We start from the raw sequence: 16,817 nt of genomic DNA on the forward strand, positions 1-16,817 counted from the left end.
GCCTAGGAGACACTATTTTAGCGCCTTAAGCCATTTTTGGGTAGGAAAAATCAATTGACAAATATCATGAACAAAATGAACAGCGTTCAGATATTTATATTGAATATTAATGATATCAATTGGGAAATGAGAGGTATAAATGGAAGATTAATCTATTACTAGAAAAAGTACAAAAGCTGAGAAAATCATATCTCAGTACAAAGCATTTAAGAAATTTGATTTGTGCCAAGTAAATTTTGCTTTAAATACAAGCAAATTTTACAACCTAAGATTTAAACAATTTTTTTTAAAAACACAGACTTCCGGGTATCTGATCTTAAAATGTACCAAGCCAAAAAACCTGCAACCAAGACAATTAATCCAACATAATCATCTAATGAACAAGCTAAAACATAAGTTCCCAACTTACCACAATAGCCTCCGGATGGTATGTAACAGGTATGCGGTTGAACGTCAACCACCCCCGGTGTCCATGAACAAGCGGCATCTATTGTAACAGGACTACCTGTATAACCACTAAGATTAGATTGAGAAACACCTCCGCAGTTTGCAGTATAAGTACTGGCAGGGGATTCTGGTACCGTGTACAGTCTCCTGTTTCCGCCGTCGGTTACCAGGCAACCATAAGTTTGGGCTTTAACATTGTTAATAATGAAAAATAACCCGCATAGCAGAGTAATTGACATTTTTTTCATAGACTTACTTAAGGATAGATGCCTAAAATTAATAAGCTTTATAGAAAAAATGCAAAAATCTATTTAATCATACATCAACAGTATACTCACTGCTTTAACCGCGTACATACCCCCTATGCTTTAACGCAATAAAGACGATACATTTTTTAGACCAGTAAGCGCCTGTTACAAATTACATAAGTTCCTGCCAAACCAAAAAACAAAGCCATAAAAATGCTATAATCATCCAGTGGGACCCCACATGGCGCGGTAAAAGTACCCGAAATAGCATAAATCTGTCCGGTTTTAGTAGACCCATTCAGGGTACAAGGCCCTAATGAATTGCCAGAAGTGGCAATATAGGTATGCGGACCGCAGACGCCTTCCCACCACACAAAGTTATTACCATTACCTGTATAAAATTGCGTTGCCGTTTCGTGGTTATTAAAAACCTTACTGTAGGCATCGAAGTTAAGCACCAAACAACCTGTTTGAGCTGAAGCGGTAACCGAAAAAGAAATAAAAATTAAAAGCGATAATAAGACCTTGAACACCTTTGCCACCATAGATTACAAAGATCACAATAATAACCTAAAAAATACAACAAAGTAAATATAAAACTACAAAAAAGACATTTTGCAAACAAAAACTAAGTAGAAGCAAATATTAATTCACCAATTATGACAGATAGCTATCTATCAATATATAGTATGATTAATACATCTCTTAATTTTAGTCTATAAAAAATTGCAAACATTACCAAGGGTGGTCTCAGTTAAATACTGGCAACCTCAACTCTCTTCCTGATCCAAAAAAAAGACAATGAAGAAAAAGAAAACAGCAATAAAGGCACATAACCATCGATAGGACAATCTGTTGGGCTTGTTGAAAAAGTAACGAGTGTTCCATAGTCATCACCTGGACCTCCATAACCTTTAATATAGCATGAACCTTGTCCACTCCCTAATCCACTGTAGCAATGTACTTCAGAAAGCGTGTATCTGTTTACATAGTTATCATTGCGATATTGTGGAACGCCATTAAATAAGATAGTACCATCCCGATCGTAATAAATAGTATTGGAACCTAAAGTTGCCTGACAGCCGGTAACAATTGCTGCTTTAGAAAAAATTGGAAATAATAGCAAAACCACCAGTACAAATAGAGTGCTCTTCATGAAATAATAAGGGAACAATTATGGCTTAAAAATATGTAACACATCAGATATCTCAAAATATACCATGCAACAAAAGCATTCCAATATCGATTAGAAACTAATAAAGCTCAATTATATCTTATCATTCAGAGTGCAATGATGAAATCAATTAAATAAAGTAATCCGCTCCCTTTTAATCATAAATCTATAACTCCAAAAACATACTGGAAACAGCATTATCCAAATCAAATCATCCAGAGAACAAAAATCAACCTGATAGCTAACTTCAACTCCTGCCTGAAAAAAGCCAACGTTACAGGTAGTTCCGGATGTGTTAGAAATATTTGCATATTGGGTAGTTTGAAGTGACCCGGAGGGACAATTATCCTGCAGCGGAACTGACCAATATATATTAAAATCGAAAATATTATTGAAATACGGAGCTCTGGTATATACATACCCTGCATATGCACAACCTGTATCTGCAAAAGCCTGAACAATACAAAGTATCCAAAAATAAAATAATAAGATGTAACGCTTTGCCATACGAAGAAAAATATGGGCAAACCTACCCCAAAAGCGTAGCTATAAACATACACAAACAAACTTTCATGTTGATTTTTATCAATGCGAAAAAATGTACTAATAATGTCTTTTCTATATCCTTTTGACCGTTGAGAGGCCATATTTACCTGAAGCACCTGTTAATGAGGGAGATCGGTTATACAAAGCAACAAGTCAATTAAACGTTGTCATATTTTAAGCCATGTAGCAGCTACATTTAGCGGAACATACTTTCCAATTTAATTTTTTTTTAAGCATCTTTAACCCATATTTTTGGTGTTATTGCTGATGAGCAATCGACATATATCCCGATTCTAGATTATGATTCTGACAAAAGCAGTTTTAAAATTCCTTTGTGTTCTATCTGTTTGTGCCATTTTTGCTGGTTGTGCAGCCAGAAAGGAGCATAGTCTTTTTAATGCTCCAAGCGATATTGTTACAGACACTATTAAACAGGTGTATGTGGTGAATGACCAGGGGATTAGCGACGCATATTATAAAATAAAAGTTAACGATCAACTGGCCATCCGAAATGTACAAAATAAAGAATTTGGTGCTTCGGCAACTCTATCTGGTAACACAACCAGCAATGCTCAGAACACAACATCAGGGAATATTAACAATGTTTTATCGTACCCCGTTGATATTGATGGTAAAGTAAATCTGCCAGCCATAGGTAAAGTAGAAGTATTGGGTTTAAGCCGCAGGGAAGCAGCCATTAAAATACAGGATTTATATGCTAAACAATTGCTGCGCGATCCGATTATAGAACTCAGTGTAGTAAACCTGAAAGTAACTTTATTAGGGGAATTTGGCAGGCAGGGAAACTTTTTACTGGAACGGGAAAACACTACACTTATTGATATTATTGGCGAAGCCGGTGGTATTAATAAAACCGCAGACCCAAAAACACTTAAAATTATCCGTGGCGACAGGAGCCACCCGGAAATTATTTACGTAAACCTGAACGATATTAATAGCCTGGCCAGCAAGAAGCTTATTCTTCAAAACAATGATATTATTGTACTTCAACAAACAAAGAGTTCGGCATTAAGTGAAAAATTATCTAGCATTAACAATGTTGTGCAACCTTTTCTGGTTGTAGTGAACCTGGCCGTATTAATCTTTACCCTAACCCGCTAATGGATAATTCTACAGCACCCATAGAAAATAGAAAATTAGCCAGTCAGACGATTAACTACTGGAAAATTCTCCTGATTTTTTTAAGCAGGTGGTACTGGGTTGCTGGTACCGTGCTCATTAGCTTTGTGCTGGCCTGGCTTTATGTGCGTAGTATTACCCCTATTTACATTACTTCGGCATCATTAAAATTAGATGGCGATCAGCAGCAACAGATGTCGCTGCCGGGCACACCTGTAAATTATCGACCATTTAACCAAAATCAGATTCAGACAGAAGGTATTATTATGCGTTCGGAGCCTGTGATTTTAAATGCATTAAGAAATCTCGACTATAAAATCAGCTACTATTTAGAGGGCAGAGTAAGGGTAACAGAGCTATATCCCAAACAACCTTTTCAAGTTGATATTCTTAGCCAGGACTCCGTTAATTTCAGCAGGGCAACTTACACGGTTAAACCTGTTGACAACCGGACTTTCGAATTATCGAGCAGTGACGATAACCATAAAAGCACTAAAAAATACCAGTACGGGCAGGCCATAAATGCCGGCAATATGGTATTTGCTGTCAAAACAGAAATTCCTGCAACGGGCAATTATAGTTTTAAGTTTAATGGTATCCGCGATCTTTATGGGAGGGCTGCCGGAGGGTTAAACGTTTTTGAGCAGGAAAAAAACACGAATATTATGGGCGTTACGCATACCGATAGTAACCCTGTATTTTCGGCTGACGTATTGAACGAAATCATTAAACAGTACGTTAAAAATGATGCAACGCTAAAGAAAAGATCGGCTAAACAAACGATCGATTATTTAGACAGCCAAATTGCCTTTCTTGATGAACAGGTAAATAAATCGGGCAACAAACTATCGAGTTTTCAAAGCAACAATAAAATCATAGATCCTTCAACAGATAAGCAGCTTAGTAATTCTAAACTTGCTAATTTACAGAATCAGATTGCGGAGCTGCAATTGCAAGAACTAGGCATCCAACAGTTAGAAAACCAGGTTAAAAACAATAAAGATCGTATCCAGCTGAATTTAAACCTTGAAGGCACCAATAGTACGCTTTTAACAGGCTTAATTACCCAACTCAACGGGCTGATTATTAACCGTGAGAATAAACTGCAGAATTTTAATGCCGATGCGCAACCCATTCAGGATATTAACCGGCAAATTAATGAGGTTAAGCAGGCCATTGTAACCAACATCAGGTTATTACACGAACGCAATCAAAAAACCATTAGCTATATCAACGGACAAATTGGCCAGGCCAACCAGGCTTTGGGTAGCATACCGGCTAAACAAAATGATTTTGCCAAACTGCAGAGCAATTTTGATATTAATCAACGTATGTTTTCGATGTTATTTGAACGTAAACTTTCTGCACAGATCAGTTCGGCAGCAGTAATTTCAGGGGCAACGATTATAAGTGCAGCTCAGCCTTCTTTTTTTCCAATCTCCCCTATTCCAAAGAAAATTTACTCTTCTTACCTGTTTATGGGCTTATTTTCTGGCCTGGGTTTAATTTTGCTGGTTAGGATACTGAATCCTTACCTATACGATATCGAAACAATTGAAGGCTTAACAGCCACCCCAATTATTGGCGTAATTTTAAAGTATCCTAAAAAAGTGGAGCTTGGCGAGAGTGTTCTTTCGATTGAAAGACCAAAATCTATTTTTGCCGAATCAGTAAGATCGGTTAGGACCAACCTGAGTTTTATGGCCAGCGATCAGGATACGAAAGTTATCTGTATTACTTCCGAAGTATCTGGAGAAGGCAAATCGTTCGTGAGTTTAAACCTCGCCGGAACATTATCCATTATTGATAAAAAGGTGATCTTGATTGCAGCAGATTTACGCAAATCGAAACTGCACCGTGCTTTTGGTTCGGATAATAAAATTGGCTTGAGCAATTATTTATCCAATCAGGCTGGTTTAAATGATATTGTATTTACCGACGAAAAGCACAACATCGATTATATCACCTCAGGCCCTGTACCACCAAATCCATCTGAGCTTTTACACCATAAAGCGATGGCTGCACTGATTGAAAGACTTAGGGAAACCTACGAATATATTATTATTGATACAGCACCGGTGGGATTGGTTTCAGATTCAGTTCCGTTAATCAGAAAAGCAGATATCAACCTGTTTATTATCCGTTCGGGCGTATCTAAATTCAGAGCAGCCACCATTCCAGATCGTTTATCAAAAGAATATGGTCTGAACAACATTGCCATTATTTTAAACTCTTTTGGCGATGAAAAACTACACGCCAACATTTATACTACAAATTATGCCCATAGTAATACCGGAACTTATTATTACTCAAATTATACAGGTTATGGCAAGAGTGGTTACTATGATGATGAGCGAAGCTGGTGGGAGTTTTGGAAGAAGAAAGGATAAATGGTTAACTGTTTAATTGTTTAAAGTGGTTAACTGACTGCGAAAGGAGAGAAATTGCAAGTATTAAAAAAAACTGAGCTTAAGGTTAAGCCAAATGATAGATCAAAATTATAGGTGGTATCCGGTTTATACCCATTCGAGGGCTGAAAAAAAAGCATACGAAGAATTGAACAGGAAAGCCATTTTGGCCTATCTACCGCTAAAAAAGACGGTTAAACAATGGAGCGATCGTAAAAAAATCGTGGAGGAGCCTCTGATTAAATCTTATCTGTTTGCTTATATCTCGGCTAAAGAATATGCAGAAGTATTAATGACGAATGGCATTGCCAGGTTTATTTATTTTTCGGGCAAAATCGCATCTATTCCCGATCAGCAAATTAATGACCTGAAACTTTTACTGGCCACAGATGCGGATTTGGAAGTAATTGATTACGACATTAAAGCGGGCGAAAGGGTATTAATTAAAGCAGGTCCTTTTAAAGGAATGATTGCCGAACTGGTATCGGTACAAAATAAACAACGTATTGTATTGCGTTTACAAAATATGGGTTATTCTATCAATATCAATACCTCGGTGGCTTTTGTTGAGCCGCTCTTATAGATTTGAGAGGTTAGAATGTAGATATGAGACAGAATAACTCAAATACTAATTAAGAAAACGTTGGAGCTTTATGCTTCAGCATTATTCATAAAAATAAATAGTCAGTCATTTTTTAAAATAAAATGTGACTGAGGGGGCGAAGCTGTATCTGGTGCAGATTGAAAAGCATAAAAATTCGTCGGAAAAAAGAATATGTGTCGCATAGCAGGCATTATTAACAGCAAAAATTCTTTAGAAAAGGTAAATGGTCAAGTGAAAGCCATGTGTGATAGCATGCAGCATGGTGGCCCTGACGATTATGGCATTTATACCGCACAAAAAGAATCTGTTTGTTTAGGTAACCGCCGTTTAGCCATTTTAGATCTTAGCAACAGTGGCCATCAACCTATGGTAAGCCATAAAGCAGATTTTGTAATTACCTATAATGGTGAGATTTACAATTATCAGCAAATCCGCACCGAGCTGATTAACCTGGGCTATATATTCAAAACACAAACCGATACCGAAGTTATATTGTATGCCTACCAACATTGGGGTGAAACTGCCTTTGGTAAGTTAGATGGCATTTTTGCCTTTTGCATTTTTGATAAACGCCAGCAATGTATCTATCTGGTCAGGGATCAAAACGGGATTAAACCTTTATATTATCATTTTGACCAGGAAACCTTAACTTTTGCATCAGAGGTTAAAGCCTTTAAACATGCTGGTATTTATCAGGAAAACAGTAACTGGAAAATCTATTATCTTGCGTTCGGTCATATCCCTGAGCCCTACACCACAATTAAAGGTGTTTGCAGTTTAGGCAAAGGTTCATTTTTGAAATACAACCTCAGAAATGCCAAACATTTTACCCAATCCTATCACGAGTTCGAAAATACCACTTATATCCGCAATGAAGATTATGCTGTTGATCAAATCCGCGAGCAACTGAATAATTCGATCAGGCAACAAATGATTTCGGATGTGAATATAGGCGTGCTCTTTAGCGGTGGGCTCGACTCAAGCATCATTACCATTTTGGCCAACCAGTTCGATAGCAAAAAATTATCCTGCATTTCGGCCAATTTTAACGAAATAGATTTTTCTGAACAAAAACAACGTAGCAGCTTATTGCAAAAAATAGATGCGCATAAAATTGAACGTTTAATTACGTACCGGGATTTCGTACAAAATTTCGAAACGGTCTTAAGCAGTATGGATCAGCCTACCAACGATGGGATTAATACCTGGTTTGTATGCAAAGCAGCAAAAGAAAATGGTATAAAAGTAGTGCTCTCAGGTTTGGGTGCAGATGAGCTTTTTGGTGGCTATCCGTCTTTTGATCGCATTCACAAAATACAGAATTTAAACTGGCTGAGCAAAAGTGTTTTGAGGAGCATGCGTTTCGCTAACAATACCAGGTTTAAGCGTCTGTATTACCTCAGCCTCAACTCCCCTATTGGCGAATATCTTTGTTTAAGAGGCGTTTATTCGCCTGATGTAATTGCCGATTTGCTCGATATTGACATGAAAACGGTGATCGATTGCCTGGAGGAGATTCCCATTCAATCCGGAATTAAAAAAACCAGCAATGAAACCCGGGCCAGCTGGTTTGAGTTTAATATGTACATGCAAAACCAGCTGTTAAAAGATACTGACTTTATGAGCATGAGCCATGGTGTTGAAGTGCGTGTACCTTTTCTTGATATTAACTTCGTAAAACTGGTGCTTTCTATCTCTAACGAAATTAAATTCAGTTATGAGCAGAAAAAGAAATTGCTGGTAGAAGCATATAAGGAAGATTTGCCAGCAGAAACCTGGAAAAGGTCTAAAATGGGCTTTACTTTCCCATTTCAGGAGTGGATGCGTAAAAACAGCGACATTGCGGATCCATCGCGCTACACCAATAAACGGGCAAAAACGCTGATGCAAAACTTTGCTGAAAATAAATTGCACTGGAGTTCGGCACTGGCTTTATACAGAACCTACCATGCCAGTTAAAGTTTTATTTTTAACACTTAAAACCTTTAGTTTAACTGGTGGCATTGAGAAAGTTTGCCGCAGCGTAAGCCGCGTTTTGTACGATTTAAGCGAAGAAGAAGTGGTACAGTCGACGGTATTTTCGATGTATGATAAGAATACCGATCGCGATTCGAGATACTTAAGCAAAAAACAATTTAAGGGTTTTGCAGGGAAACGGGAACGTTTTGTAGTAGAATCATTTCTGGCGGGTTTAAAGTCAGATGTAATTTTGCTGAGCCACATCCACCTCATCAATATTGTTTATTTCATCAAAAAAATACACCCCAACAAAAAAATTTACCTGCTGGCACACGGTATCGAAATCTGGAAGAAATTCTCGGATGCAAAGCTCAGGATGCTGAAACAACTCGATAAAATTATTTGTGTAAGCGCATTCACTGCACAAAAGGTTATGGATCTGCACCATATTCCTGCAGAACGGATTGAAGTACTAAACAATTGCCTCGACCCTTTTTATCATCTTACTACTCAGTTTAAAAAACCACAGTTGTTATTAAACCGGTATAATTTAAGGGCTGAGGATATTATTTTGTTCTCCCTCTCCCGTTTATCCTCATCAGAAAAATATAAAGGTTACGACCATACCATCGGGTTATTACCAAAATTATTGGAAAAATTTCCTAACCTGGTTTATTTACTCGCCGGCAAATGGGATGTAGCAGAAAAGAAACGATTGGATGACCTGATAGATAAAAACAAGCTTCAAAACCACATCAAAATGATTGGTTTTATTGACGAGGCAGAGCTAACCGAACACTTTTTATTGTCCGATCTTTTTATTCTGCCCAGCAAAAAGGAAGGTTTCGGCATTGTATTTATAGAAGCAATGGCAAGTGGGCTCAGGGTAATTGCCGGCAATAAAGATGGTAGTGTAGATGCACTTCGTGGAGGGTCACTGGGGATGCTTGTCGATCCAGACGATCAACAAGGAATATTAACCAGCATCTGCTCGTTGCTTCGGCATGTACAAACACAACAGGAGAAAAAAAACCTTCAGGAAAAATGTATTCAGGCATTTGGATACCAACAATATCTCGAATCGATGCGTAAACTGCTATTAAATAGAAAAATTAGTAATGCTGAGCTCGCAGAATGCTAAGCATTACTGGTTAGCGGTTAGAAAATGACAACATTGAAAACATGATGAATAATCAGCATATTTATGGTTAAGGAAGAACAAGATTGGACTATTGAGGCAAGTTCGTCGTTATTCGACCTGAAACTGAATGAAGTTTGGGCTTATCGCGATTTACTGGTACTGTTGGTAAGGAGAGATTTTGTTTCTTTTTACAAACAGACCATATTAGGCCCCCTTTGGTTTTTTATACAGCCCTTATTTACCACCATTATTTTCACTTTTATCTTCGGTACCTTAGCAGGTATATCAACAGATGAATTGCCAAAACCCTTATTTTATATGGCAGGCATTACCGCCTGGAATTATTTTGCTGATTGTTTAACCAAAACCTCATCGGTTTTTAAAGATAACGCTGGTATTTTTGGAAAGGTATATTTTCCAAGGTTAATTATGCCGCTCAGTATTGTGGTAAGCAATTTAGTACGTTTTGGAGTGCAACTGATTCTGTTCTTTCTCTTTATGGGTTATTTTTATTTTGCAAAAGGCGCTCATTTTCAACCGAGTTGGGCTATCCTTTTATTCCCACTAGTGGTTGTTTTAATGGCGTTGTTAGGATTAGGCTTAGGAATGATCATTTCGGCTATGACTACCAAATACCGCGATTTATCGTTCCTCATCAGCTTTGGGGTACAATTGCTCATGTACGCCACTACAGTGATCTACCCCCTATCTACAGCAATTGAGAAATACCCAAAATACAGTTGGCTCATTGAGTTTAACCCCATGACCAGTCTAATTGAGACCTTTAGATATGGTTTTTTAGGCAAAGGGGCCTTTAGCTGGGAATATTTGGGCTATACTTCTTTGATAACTATTGTTATTTTATTGACAGGCATAGTTGTTTTCAATAAAGTAGAAAAGAATTTTGTTGATACTGTTTAACCCAATCCATGTCGAAAAATATTGCGATTAAAGTAGAAAACCTGAGCAAAGCCTACCAATTGGGACAAATAGGGACTGGAACAATTAGTCGTGATTTAGAACGCTGGTATGCCCGTATTCGTGGTAAAGAAGATCCTTTTCTACGCATTGGCGAAAGCAATGATCAAAATATTAAAAGCGAAAGCAATATGGTTTGGAGCTTGAAAGACATCAATTTTGAAATTGAGCAGGGAGATGCGGTTGGCATTATTGGCAGAAATGGTGCAGGGAAAAGTACTTTACTTAAAATATTAAGCAAAGTAACTGCTCCTAGTACTGGCAAAATCTCTGGCAAGGGTCGCATTGCGAGTTTATTAGAAGTAGGCACGGGTTTCCATCCAGAGTTAAGCGGGAGAGAAAATATTTTTTTAAATGGTGCCATTTTAGGCATGCGCAAAAAGGAAATTCAACGCAAATTAGATGAAATTGTTGATTTTGCTGGAATTGAACGTTATTTAGATACACCAGTAAAGCGCTACAGTAGCGGCATGTACGTACGGTTGGCCTTTGCCGTAGCTGCGCATTTAGAAAGTGAAATATTGATAGTAGATGAGGTTTTGGCTGTAGGTGATGCCGAATTCCAGAAAAAATGCCTCGGGAAAATGGGTGAAGTGAGTAAGGGTGAAGGACGAACAGTATTGTTTGTTAGTCACAATATGGATGCGGTTTCCGCGCTCTGCCAAAAAGGGATTGTATTGCAAAATGGCAGAAAACAAATCAGCTCAGCTGTAGAAGAAGCCATTAATATTTATCAAGAATTTAGTCAAAATGAGGTTTTGCTTTGGGAAAGCACCAACGAAAACCATTCGCCAAGATTTGAATCCGTTGCTATAGATATTACCGGAAATCAACCATATCTAACACTTAATATTAATGCCCGCCTTGTTTCAGATCAAAAATATGCTCCAGCATTTATTACTTTCGACATTAAAGATGATCGTGGCAAAACCATTATCCAATCGATGCCATCAGCTACTCCTTTTATACAAATAAACCAAGGTACTGCCAATCTCGACTTAAAAGTTGAGCTCACTGGGCTAGTTCCTGGCTTTTACAGCCTAAGTCCTTGGATAGGCCCACAAAATACCGTTACATATAATAGACAAGAAGATATTTTAGTATTTGAAATTGCGCAAAACCCGACTAAAAACCGCGTGTTCCCATATCATAAAAGTGATGGTTTTATTTCGGCACCTACTTCTATCCAGATTAGCTACAGCTAAATCAATGAAATTGATCATCTCCATCATAATTCCAACATTTAACCGGGCAAACCAATTAACAGTCACACTGGCCAGCTTGGCTAAACAAGACTGGCATATACCCGCTGAAGTAATTGTTGTAGACAATGGTTCGACCGATGATACCAAAACAGTTGTTGAAAAATTCGTGGTTCAAATTCCAAACCTGATTTATCGATACGATGCAATGCCTGGCTTACTTACAGGCCGACACCATGGAGCCGATATAGCAAGAGGCGAAATATTGTGTTTTTTAGATGATGATATAATACTCAATCAGGGATACTTAAAAAATCTTGCCGAAACTTTTTTAAACGACAAGAATCTGCATCTGGCAACTGGCCCTTGCTTACCAAATTACGAAGTTGAACCACCACAATGGCTTGCTCATTTTTGGCAGCGTAGCCATTCAGGGCAGTATTGTGGTTGGCTAAGCCTACTCGATTTTGGCGATAGTGAAATAGAGATAGATCCCAACTTTGTTTGGGGGCTTAATTTCTGTATCCGTAAAAAGACCCTTATCTATTTAGGTGGCTTTCATCCAGATTGTATCCCCGATAGGCTGCAGCAATATCAAGGCGATGGAGAAACTGGACTAACCTTAAAGGCCATTGAAAAAGGGTTAAAAGCAAAATACATCCCTGGCTTAATGCTTTACCATCATGTTTCTAAGCATAGGTTAACTATCGAATATTTTAAAAAAAGAGCCTTTTACCAAGGAGTATGTAATTCTTATACTGATTTAAGAAAGCAACCATCAAAAACTTTAACAAAACCGGCAAACTTTAGACACCGCATTCATCCATACTATCAATGGGTAAAGCGCTTATTCGTTGCCCACCCTACTAACAAAAATATTTCTCCAAAAATAAAAGCACTTATAGATAATCTAGCAGCAGCAGAAAAATCAGGCTATCATTTTCATCAAACTCATTTTAGCCGCGAAGCTGAAGTAAGAAAATGGGTATTAAAAAACGATTATTGGGATTATCAACTTCCATCTACATGAAAAAATCGCCGCAGATAACTTTTTTTATGCTTGTTACCGACAGAGACTGCATCATTGCAGATTTTGCTATAAAAAGTTACAACAAAATTTACCATCGGAATCAAGCTTTTGGAGGAAAAGATTTCGTTTTATACATTTATCTGAATAACCTCTCTGAAGAAAATAAAACCTATTATTTAGAAAAATGGGCAAATTATCCTTACACTAACTTGTATGATAACACAGGAAAGCTTAATAGTTTGGCTGAAAAACCTTATCCCGGACAGATGGTAACTTCTCCAGAGGGGATTAGCCGGCAGGTTGAAGGTTATAATGAGCTTTGTGATGAACTTTGGACAACAGAACTAAAAAAAATAGACACACCATATATTGCCACCGTAGATGCTGATTTTGAAATATTGAATGCAGACTTTTACTTCTACCTTATCAGTCAGCTATCTAAAAACCCATCATTAATTGGAGCAAGCACTTGCTACAGTGCAACAAGCCCACAACCTATTTATGACAGCTATAGTAACAGAAAAATAATATTACAAGAGCGAAATCATACTTGGTTCTGTATTTACAAACTCGAGGCATTTAATCTCTGTAATGGTTCTCACTATTATTATGAAGAAATAGACAGTAGTAATCAAATAGTAGCATACGATTCTGCGGCATATTTCCAGCAACACTTGCGAAAAAAAGGCTTCAATTTTATCCACTGCCCTGTATTTTATTACAACTCATACATACACTATGGAGCAGCATCGAAGAACAAAACGCTTAATAGAACAAATATAAGCTATTACAGAAATGCATTTCTTTTAACTTCCAAGGGTATTTTCAGAGGAAACACTTTATTTTCGAAAATGACAAACAAATTGATCAGAAAGATAGCAACCCCCCTTTTCAAAAACTACCTAGATAGGAAAAATTACGAAAGAAGTACTTACATTACAGCTTAAAAACAGCCATGTTCGGCATCAAAAAAGTATTAAAAAGATTTAAAAAAGTTAGAGAACTAACTAGCTTAACCCAGTGTAATAGCTTAAATGATGTAGCTTTTTATCTCATTAATAAATACAAAATAGATAGCTTCTGCTTCTTAGAAATAGGTGTATTTAAGGGAGATAATGCTATTGCTTTAATTAGCTGGCTTAAAACCTTTTTTAGCCTGAACCTAAATTATATAGGTTTTGACCTATTTGATGAAATAACATACTTGGAAGAACACTATCCTGAAGATTATAAAGCATACAATCTGGCTGATTTTCCTTACTGGGAATTTGAATCAGGTGCGCATAGCTTTGCTAAGGTTAGTGAGAAACTAAGCCAGGTTATTACACCACATGTGTATGAGCTTGTTAAAGGCGATACTATCATTACACTTCCTGCATATATTAAAACAAATTCAAAAAAAATAGACTTAATTTATGTTGATGGCTGCCACGATTACAGTGTTGTAAAAGAAGATTGGAAAAACTGCGAAACCTTGTTCGCGGCCAACCCAAAACTTATAATTGCTTTTGATGATTTTAGCTATCCAGGTGTAAAAACTGTTTATGAAACAATTATTTCATCTGGTCAGTACAATGTGCACTTATTGAACGAAAATCAGTTTATTGTATATATAAAATAAAAAATTCAGAAATGATAGTCCAAGTATACCACCAATCTAAGCTACTAGCTGTCATTGTGAGGGCACAGTTTAAAAAAGACGGTATCGAATTTTTTACCCCTGGAGATTTTTCCCAGCAATTAGGCTACATGAACAGGCCTAAGGGATACATTATCGCCCCCCATGTTCATAATTTGGTGGAGCGCAAAGTTACCTTAACTCAAGAAGTACTCTATATCAAATCGGGTAAAGTTCGCGTTGATTTTTATGATGATGAACGCAATTATCTGGAAAGCAGAATTGTTAACACCGGAGATGTAATTTTATTGGCTGCCGGCGGACATGGTTTTGAAATGCTGGAAAGCTCAGAAATGATCGAAATTAAACAGGGACCATACTGTGGCGATGAAGACAAGGTAAGATTCGACCATAAGCCCAATAAAATTAATATTACCTCTTAAAATAATGCTGCAAAATTTTAGGCTCTATAGTCAATACTACGATCTTTTGTATAAAGATAAAGATTATGCTCTTGAAACCGATTATATTGATCAGCTTATCAAACAATATAAGCCGAAAAGCAAAAACGTGCTTGAACTGGGCTCTGGAACCGGAAGGCATGCTAATCTCTTTTCCCAAAACGGATATCATGTTTACGGAATCGAACGCAGTTCCGAAATGGTTAATATTGCCAATCAAAGTAAGCGCGAAAATATTGAATTTCAGGTTTCGGACATTAGCGCTTTTGAAGTGAATAAGCAATTCGATATTGCATTGTCATTATTTCATGTAATCAGTTATTTAAATAGTAACCAAGATTTAATTCTTACCTTTCAAAATGTGTATAGGTACTTAAATAAGGGCGGATTATTTATTTTTGATGTTTGGCACAGTGCCGCGGTGCATGCCTTAATTCCTGAAAAACGGACGAAACAGCTTAGCAATGGGAAGATCAGTGTAATTAGAAATGCAAATCCAATAATTTATCCAGAGCAAAATGTTGTAGAGGTAAACTACGATATAGAAGTTACTGACTTAAAATCAGGAACTAAAACCGTCTTTACCGAAAAACACCCCATGCGCCATTTTAGCAAACCAGAAATAGAACTTTTGGCTTTCGCTACACAATTCGAAATTTTACATTCGGAAGAATTTTTAACCAAAGCGATTCCTTCAGAAGATACTTGGGGCGTGTGCTACATTCTTAAAAAAATTTAATACATGAATCCAATTCCTGTTAACACTCCCATGCTTAATGGCAACGAGTTAAAATATTTAACAGCCTGCATTGAAACCGGATGGATTAGTAGCGAAGGCCCATTTATTGATAAATTCGAAACACAATTCAGTCAGTATATTGGTCCAAAATATGGTGTAGCTGTAAGCAATGGATCTGCTGCATTGGATATTGCAGTAAAGGCATTAAACATTGGCGCTGGGGATGAAGTAATTATGCCAACTTTTACGATCATTTCGCCAGCTCAATCAGTTGTTACTGCTGGTGCAGTACCTGTTTTGGTGGATAGCGATCCCATAACCTGGAATATGGATGTATCGCAGATTGAAGGAAAAATTACGCCGAGAACAAAAGCTATTCTAGTAGTACACATTTATGGACTCCCCGTTGATATGGGGCCCATACTTAAACTGGCTAAAAAATACCAGCTAAAAATTATTGAAGATGCTGCAGAAATGCATGGCCAAACCTACAACAGGCAAAAATGCGGCAGTTTTGGCGATCTGAGTATTTTTAGTTTTTACCCGAATAAACACATTACCACCGGAGAGGGCGGCATGATTTTGACCAACGATTTATCACTGGCTGAAAGATGCAAAAAATTAAGGAATCTTTGTTTTGAGCCAAACGGACCGAGATTTGTTCACCATGAATTGGGATGGAACTACAGGATGACTAACTTGCAAGCCGCACTTGGTTTAGCGCAGTTAGAACAGATTGATCACTTTTTAAAAATAAAAAAAGATATTGGTAACACCTATCAAAGCCAGCTTTCTTTTTTAACCGAATTGGGTTTTCGCCTGCCCAAACCCAACACGGCATTCGCACACAACATTAATTGGGTTTTCGGCATTGTGGCCCCAAGTATTAAAATAAAAGAAATAATTGTTGAGGGGCTAGCTAAAGAAAAAATTGGTACCAGGCCATTCTTTTGGTGCATGCACCAACAACCTGTTTTTCAGAACATGGGTTTGTTCAAAAATGAATCCTACCCCATTGCCGAAGAATTGGCCAATAAAGGTTTTTATTTACCAAGTGGCCTTGGCCTGAAGCAAGAAGAATTAATTAGGGTAACAGAAGTATTAAAAGCAATAATTTCGTAA

16 protein-coding genes are annotated in these 16,817 nt (G+C 37.3%); 13 read left to right on the forward strand and 3 right to left on the reverse strand.

Annotation, left to right across the window (positions count from 1 at the left end; all coding sequences use genetic code 11):
* Positions 1 to 272 precede the first annotated feature (272 nt).
* From OC25_RS07035 to OC25_RS07045, 3 genes are all read right to left on the reverse strand, one after another.
* Positions 273 to 695: a hypothetical protein gene (locus tag OC25_RS07035; RefSeq protein WP_039473453.1), complete on the reverse strand. Its 423-nt coding sequence runs from the start codon at positions 693 to 695 to the stop codon at positions 273 to 275.
* Positions 696 to 841: 146 nt separating this feature from the next.
* On the reverse strand, positions 842 to 1,228 hold the full coding sequence (locus OC25_RS07040) for a hypothetical protein (protein ID WP_156131415.1): 387 nt from the start codon (positions 1,226 to 1,228) through the stop codon (positions 842 to 844).
* A gap of 221 nt (positions 1,229 to 1,449) precedes the next feature.
* Entirely contained in the window at positions 1,450 to 1,851 is a 402-nt protein-coding gene (locus OC25_RS07045) for a hypothetical protein (protein WP_039473457.1), read from the reverse strand.
* Positions 1,852 to 2,715: 864 nt separating this feature from the next.
* On the opposite strand from OC25_RS07045, the gene OC25_RS07055 reads away from it, so the two are divergent.
* The 13 genes from OC25_RS07055 to OC25_RS07115 all read left to right on the forward strand — a co-directional run bounded on the left by OC25_RS07055 (position 2,716) and on the right by OC25_RS07115 (position 16,817).
* The gene (locus OC25_RS07055) at positions 2,716 to 3,537 is read left to right on the forward strand and encodes a polysaccharide biosynthesis/export family protein (protein ID WP_039473462.1); all 822 of its coding nucleotides are present in this window, start codon (positions 2,716 to 2,718) and stop codon (positions 3,535 to 3,537) included.
* Positions 3,537 to 5,945: a GumC family protein gene (locus OC25_RS07060; RefSeq protein WP_052266019.1), complete on the forward strand. Its 2,409-nt coding sequence runs from the start codon at positions 3,537 to 3,539 to the stop codon at positions 5,943 to 5,945. Before OC25_RS07055 ends, OC25_RS07060 begins: the two co-directional genes overlap by 1 nt.
* Before the next feature lie 94 nt (positions 5,946 to 6,039).
* Positions 6,040 to 6,546, forward strand: coding sequence for a UpxY family transcription antiterminator (locus tag OC25_RS07065; RefSeq protein WP_039473464.1), 507 nt, complete (start codon positions 6,040 to 6,042; stop codon positions 6,544 to 6,546).
* Positions 6,547 to 6,738: 192 nt separating this feature from the next.
* Complete coding sequence (asnB, locus tag OC25_RS07070) at positions 6,739 to 8,526, forward strand: asparagine synthase (glutamine-hydrolyzing) (RefSeq protein WP_039473466.1); 1,788 nt, start codon at positions 6,739 to 6,741, stop codon at positions 8,524 to 8,526.
* Positions 8,516 to 9,667, forward strand: a complete 1,152-nt coding sequence (locus OC25_RS07075; RefSeq protein WP_039473468.1) for a glycosyltransferase family 4 protein — start codon at positions 8,516 to 8,518, stop codon at positions 9,665 to 9,667. Before asnB ends, OC25_RS07075 begins: the two co-directional genes overlap by 11 nt.
* A gap of 63 nt (positions 9,668 to 9,730) precedes the next feature.
* The gene (locus tag OC25_RS07080) at positions 9,731 to 10,588 is read left to right on the forward strand and encodes an ABC transporter permease (protein ID WP_039473471.1); all 858 of its coding nucleotides are present in this window, start codon (positions 9,731 to 9,733) and stop codon (positions 10,586 to 10,588) included.
* An 8-nt stretch (positions 10,589 to 10,596) separates the two neighbouring features.
* Positions 10,597 to 11,850 (forward strand): ABC transporter ATP-binding protein, encoded by a 1,254-nt coding sequence (locus OC25_RS07085; RefSeq protein ID WP_039473475.1) that lies wholly within the window; start codon positions 10,597 to 10,599, stop codon positions 11,848 to 11,850.
* A 4-nt stretch (positions 11,851 to 11,854) separates the two neighbouring features.
* On the forward strand, positions 11,855 to 12,877 hold the full coding sequence (locus tag OC25_RS07090) for a glycosyltransferase family 2 protein (RefSeq protein WP_039473477.1): 1,023 nt from the start codon (positions 11,855 to 11,857) through the stop codon (positions 12,875 to 12,877).
* The gene (locus OC25_RS07095; RefSeq protein WP_039473480.1) at positions 12,874 to 13,824 is read left to right on the forward strand and encodes a hypothetical protein; all 951 of its coding nucleotides are present in this window, start codon (positions 12,874 to 12,876) and stop codon (positions 13,822 to 13,824) included. The genes OC25_RS07090 and OC25_RS07095 overlap by 4 nt, the downstream gene beginning before the upstream one ends.
* 8 nt (positions 13,825 to 13,832) lie before the next feature.
* Positions 13,833 to 14,498, forward strand: coding sequence for a class I SAM-dependent methyltransferase (locus OC25_RS07100; protein ID WP_039473481.1), 666 nt, complete (start codon positions 13,833 to 13,835; stop codon positions 14,496 to 14,498).
* 11 nt (positions 14,499 to 14,509) lie between these two features.
* Positions 14,510 to 14,938 carry a cupin domain-containing protein gene (locus tag OC25_RS07105; protein WP_039473484.1) on the forward strand — a complete coding sequence of 143 codons (429 nt, stop codon included), beginning with the start codon at positions 14,510 to 14,512 and terminating at the stop codon, positions 14,936 to 14,938.
* A gap of 46 nt (positions 14,939 to 14,984) precedes the next feature.
* Positions 14,985 to 15,695, forward strand: coding sequence for a class I SAM-dependent DNA methyltransferase (locus OC25_RS07110; protein ID WP_167335370.1), 711 nt, complete (start codon positions 14,985 to 14,987; stop codon positions 15,693 to 15,695).
* Between the two features lie 3 nt (positions 15,696 to 15,698).
* Complete coding sequence (locus OC25_RS07115; protein ID WP_039473490.1) at positions 15,699 to 16,817, forward strand: DegT/DnrJ/EryC1/StrS family aminotransferase; 1,119 nt, start codon at positions 15,699 to 15,701, stop codon at positions 16,815 to 16,817.

It is taken from the genome of Pedobacter kyungheensis, from assembly GCF_000812965.1.
In the GTDB taxonomy this organism is placed as follows: Bacteria; Bacteroidota; Bacteroidia; order Sphingobacteriales; family Sphingobacteriaceae; genus Pedobacter; species Pedobacter kyungheensis.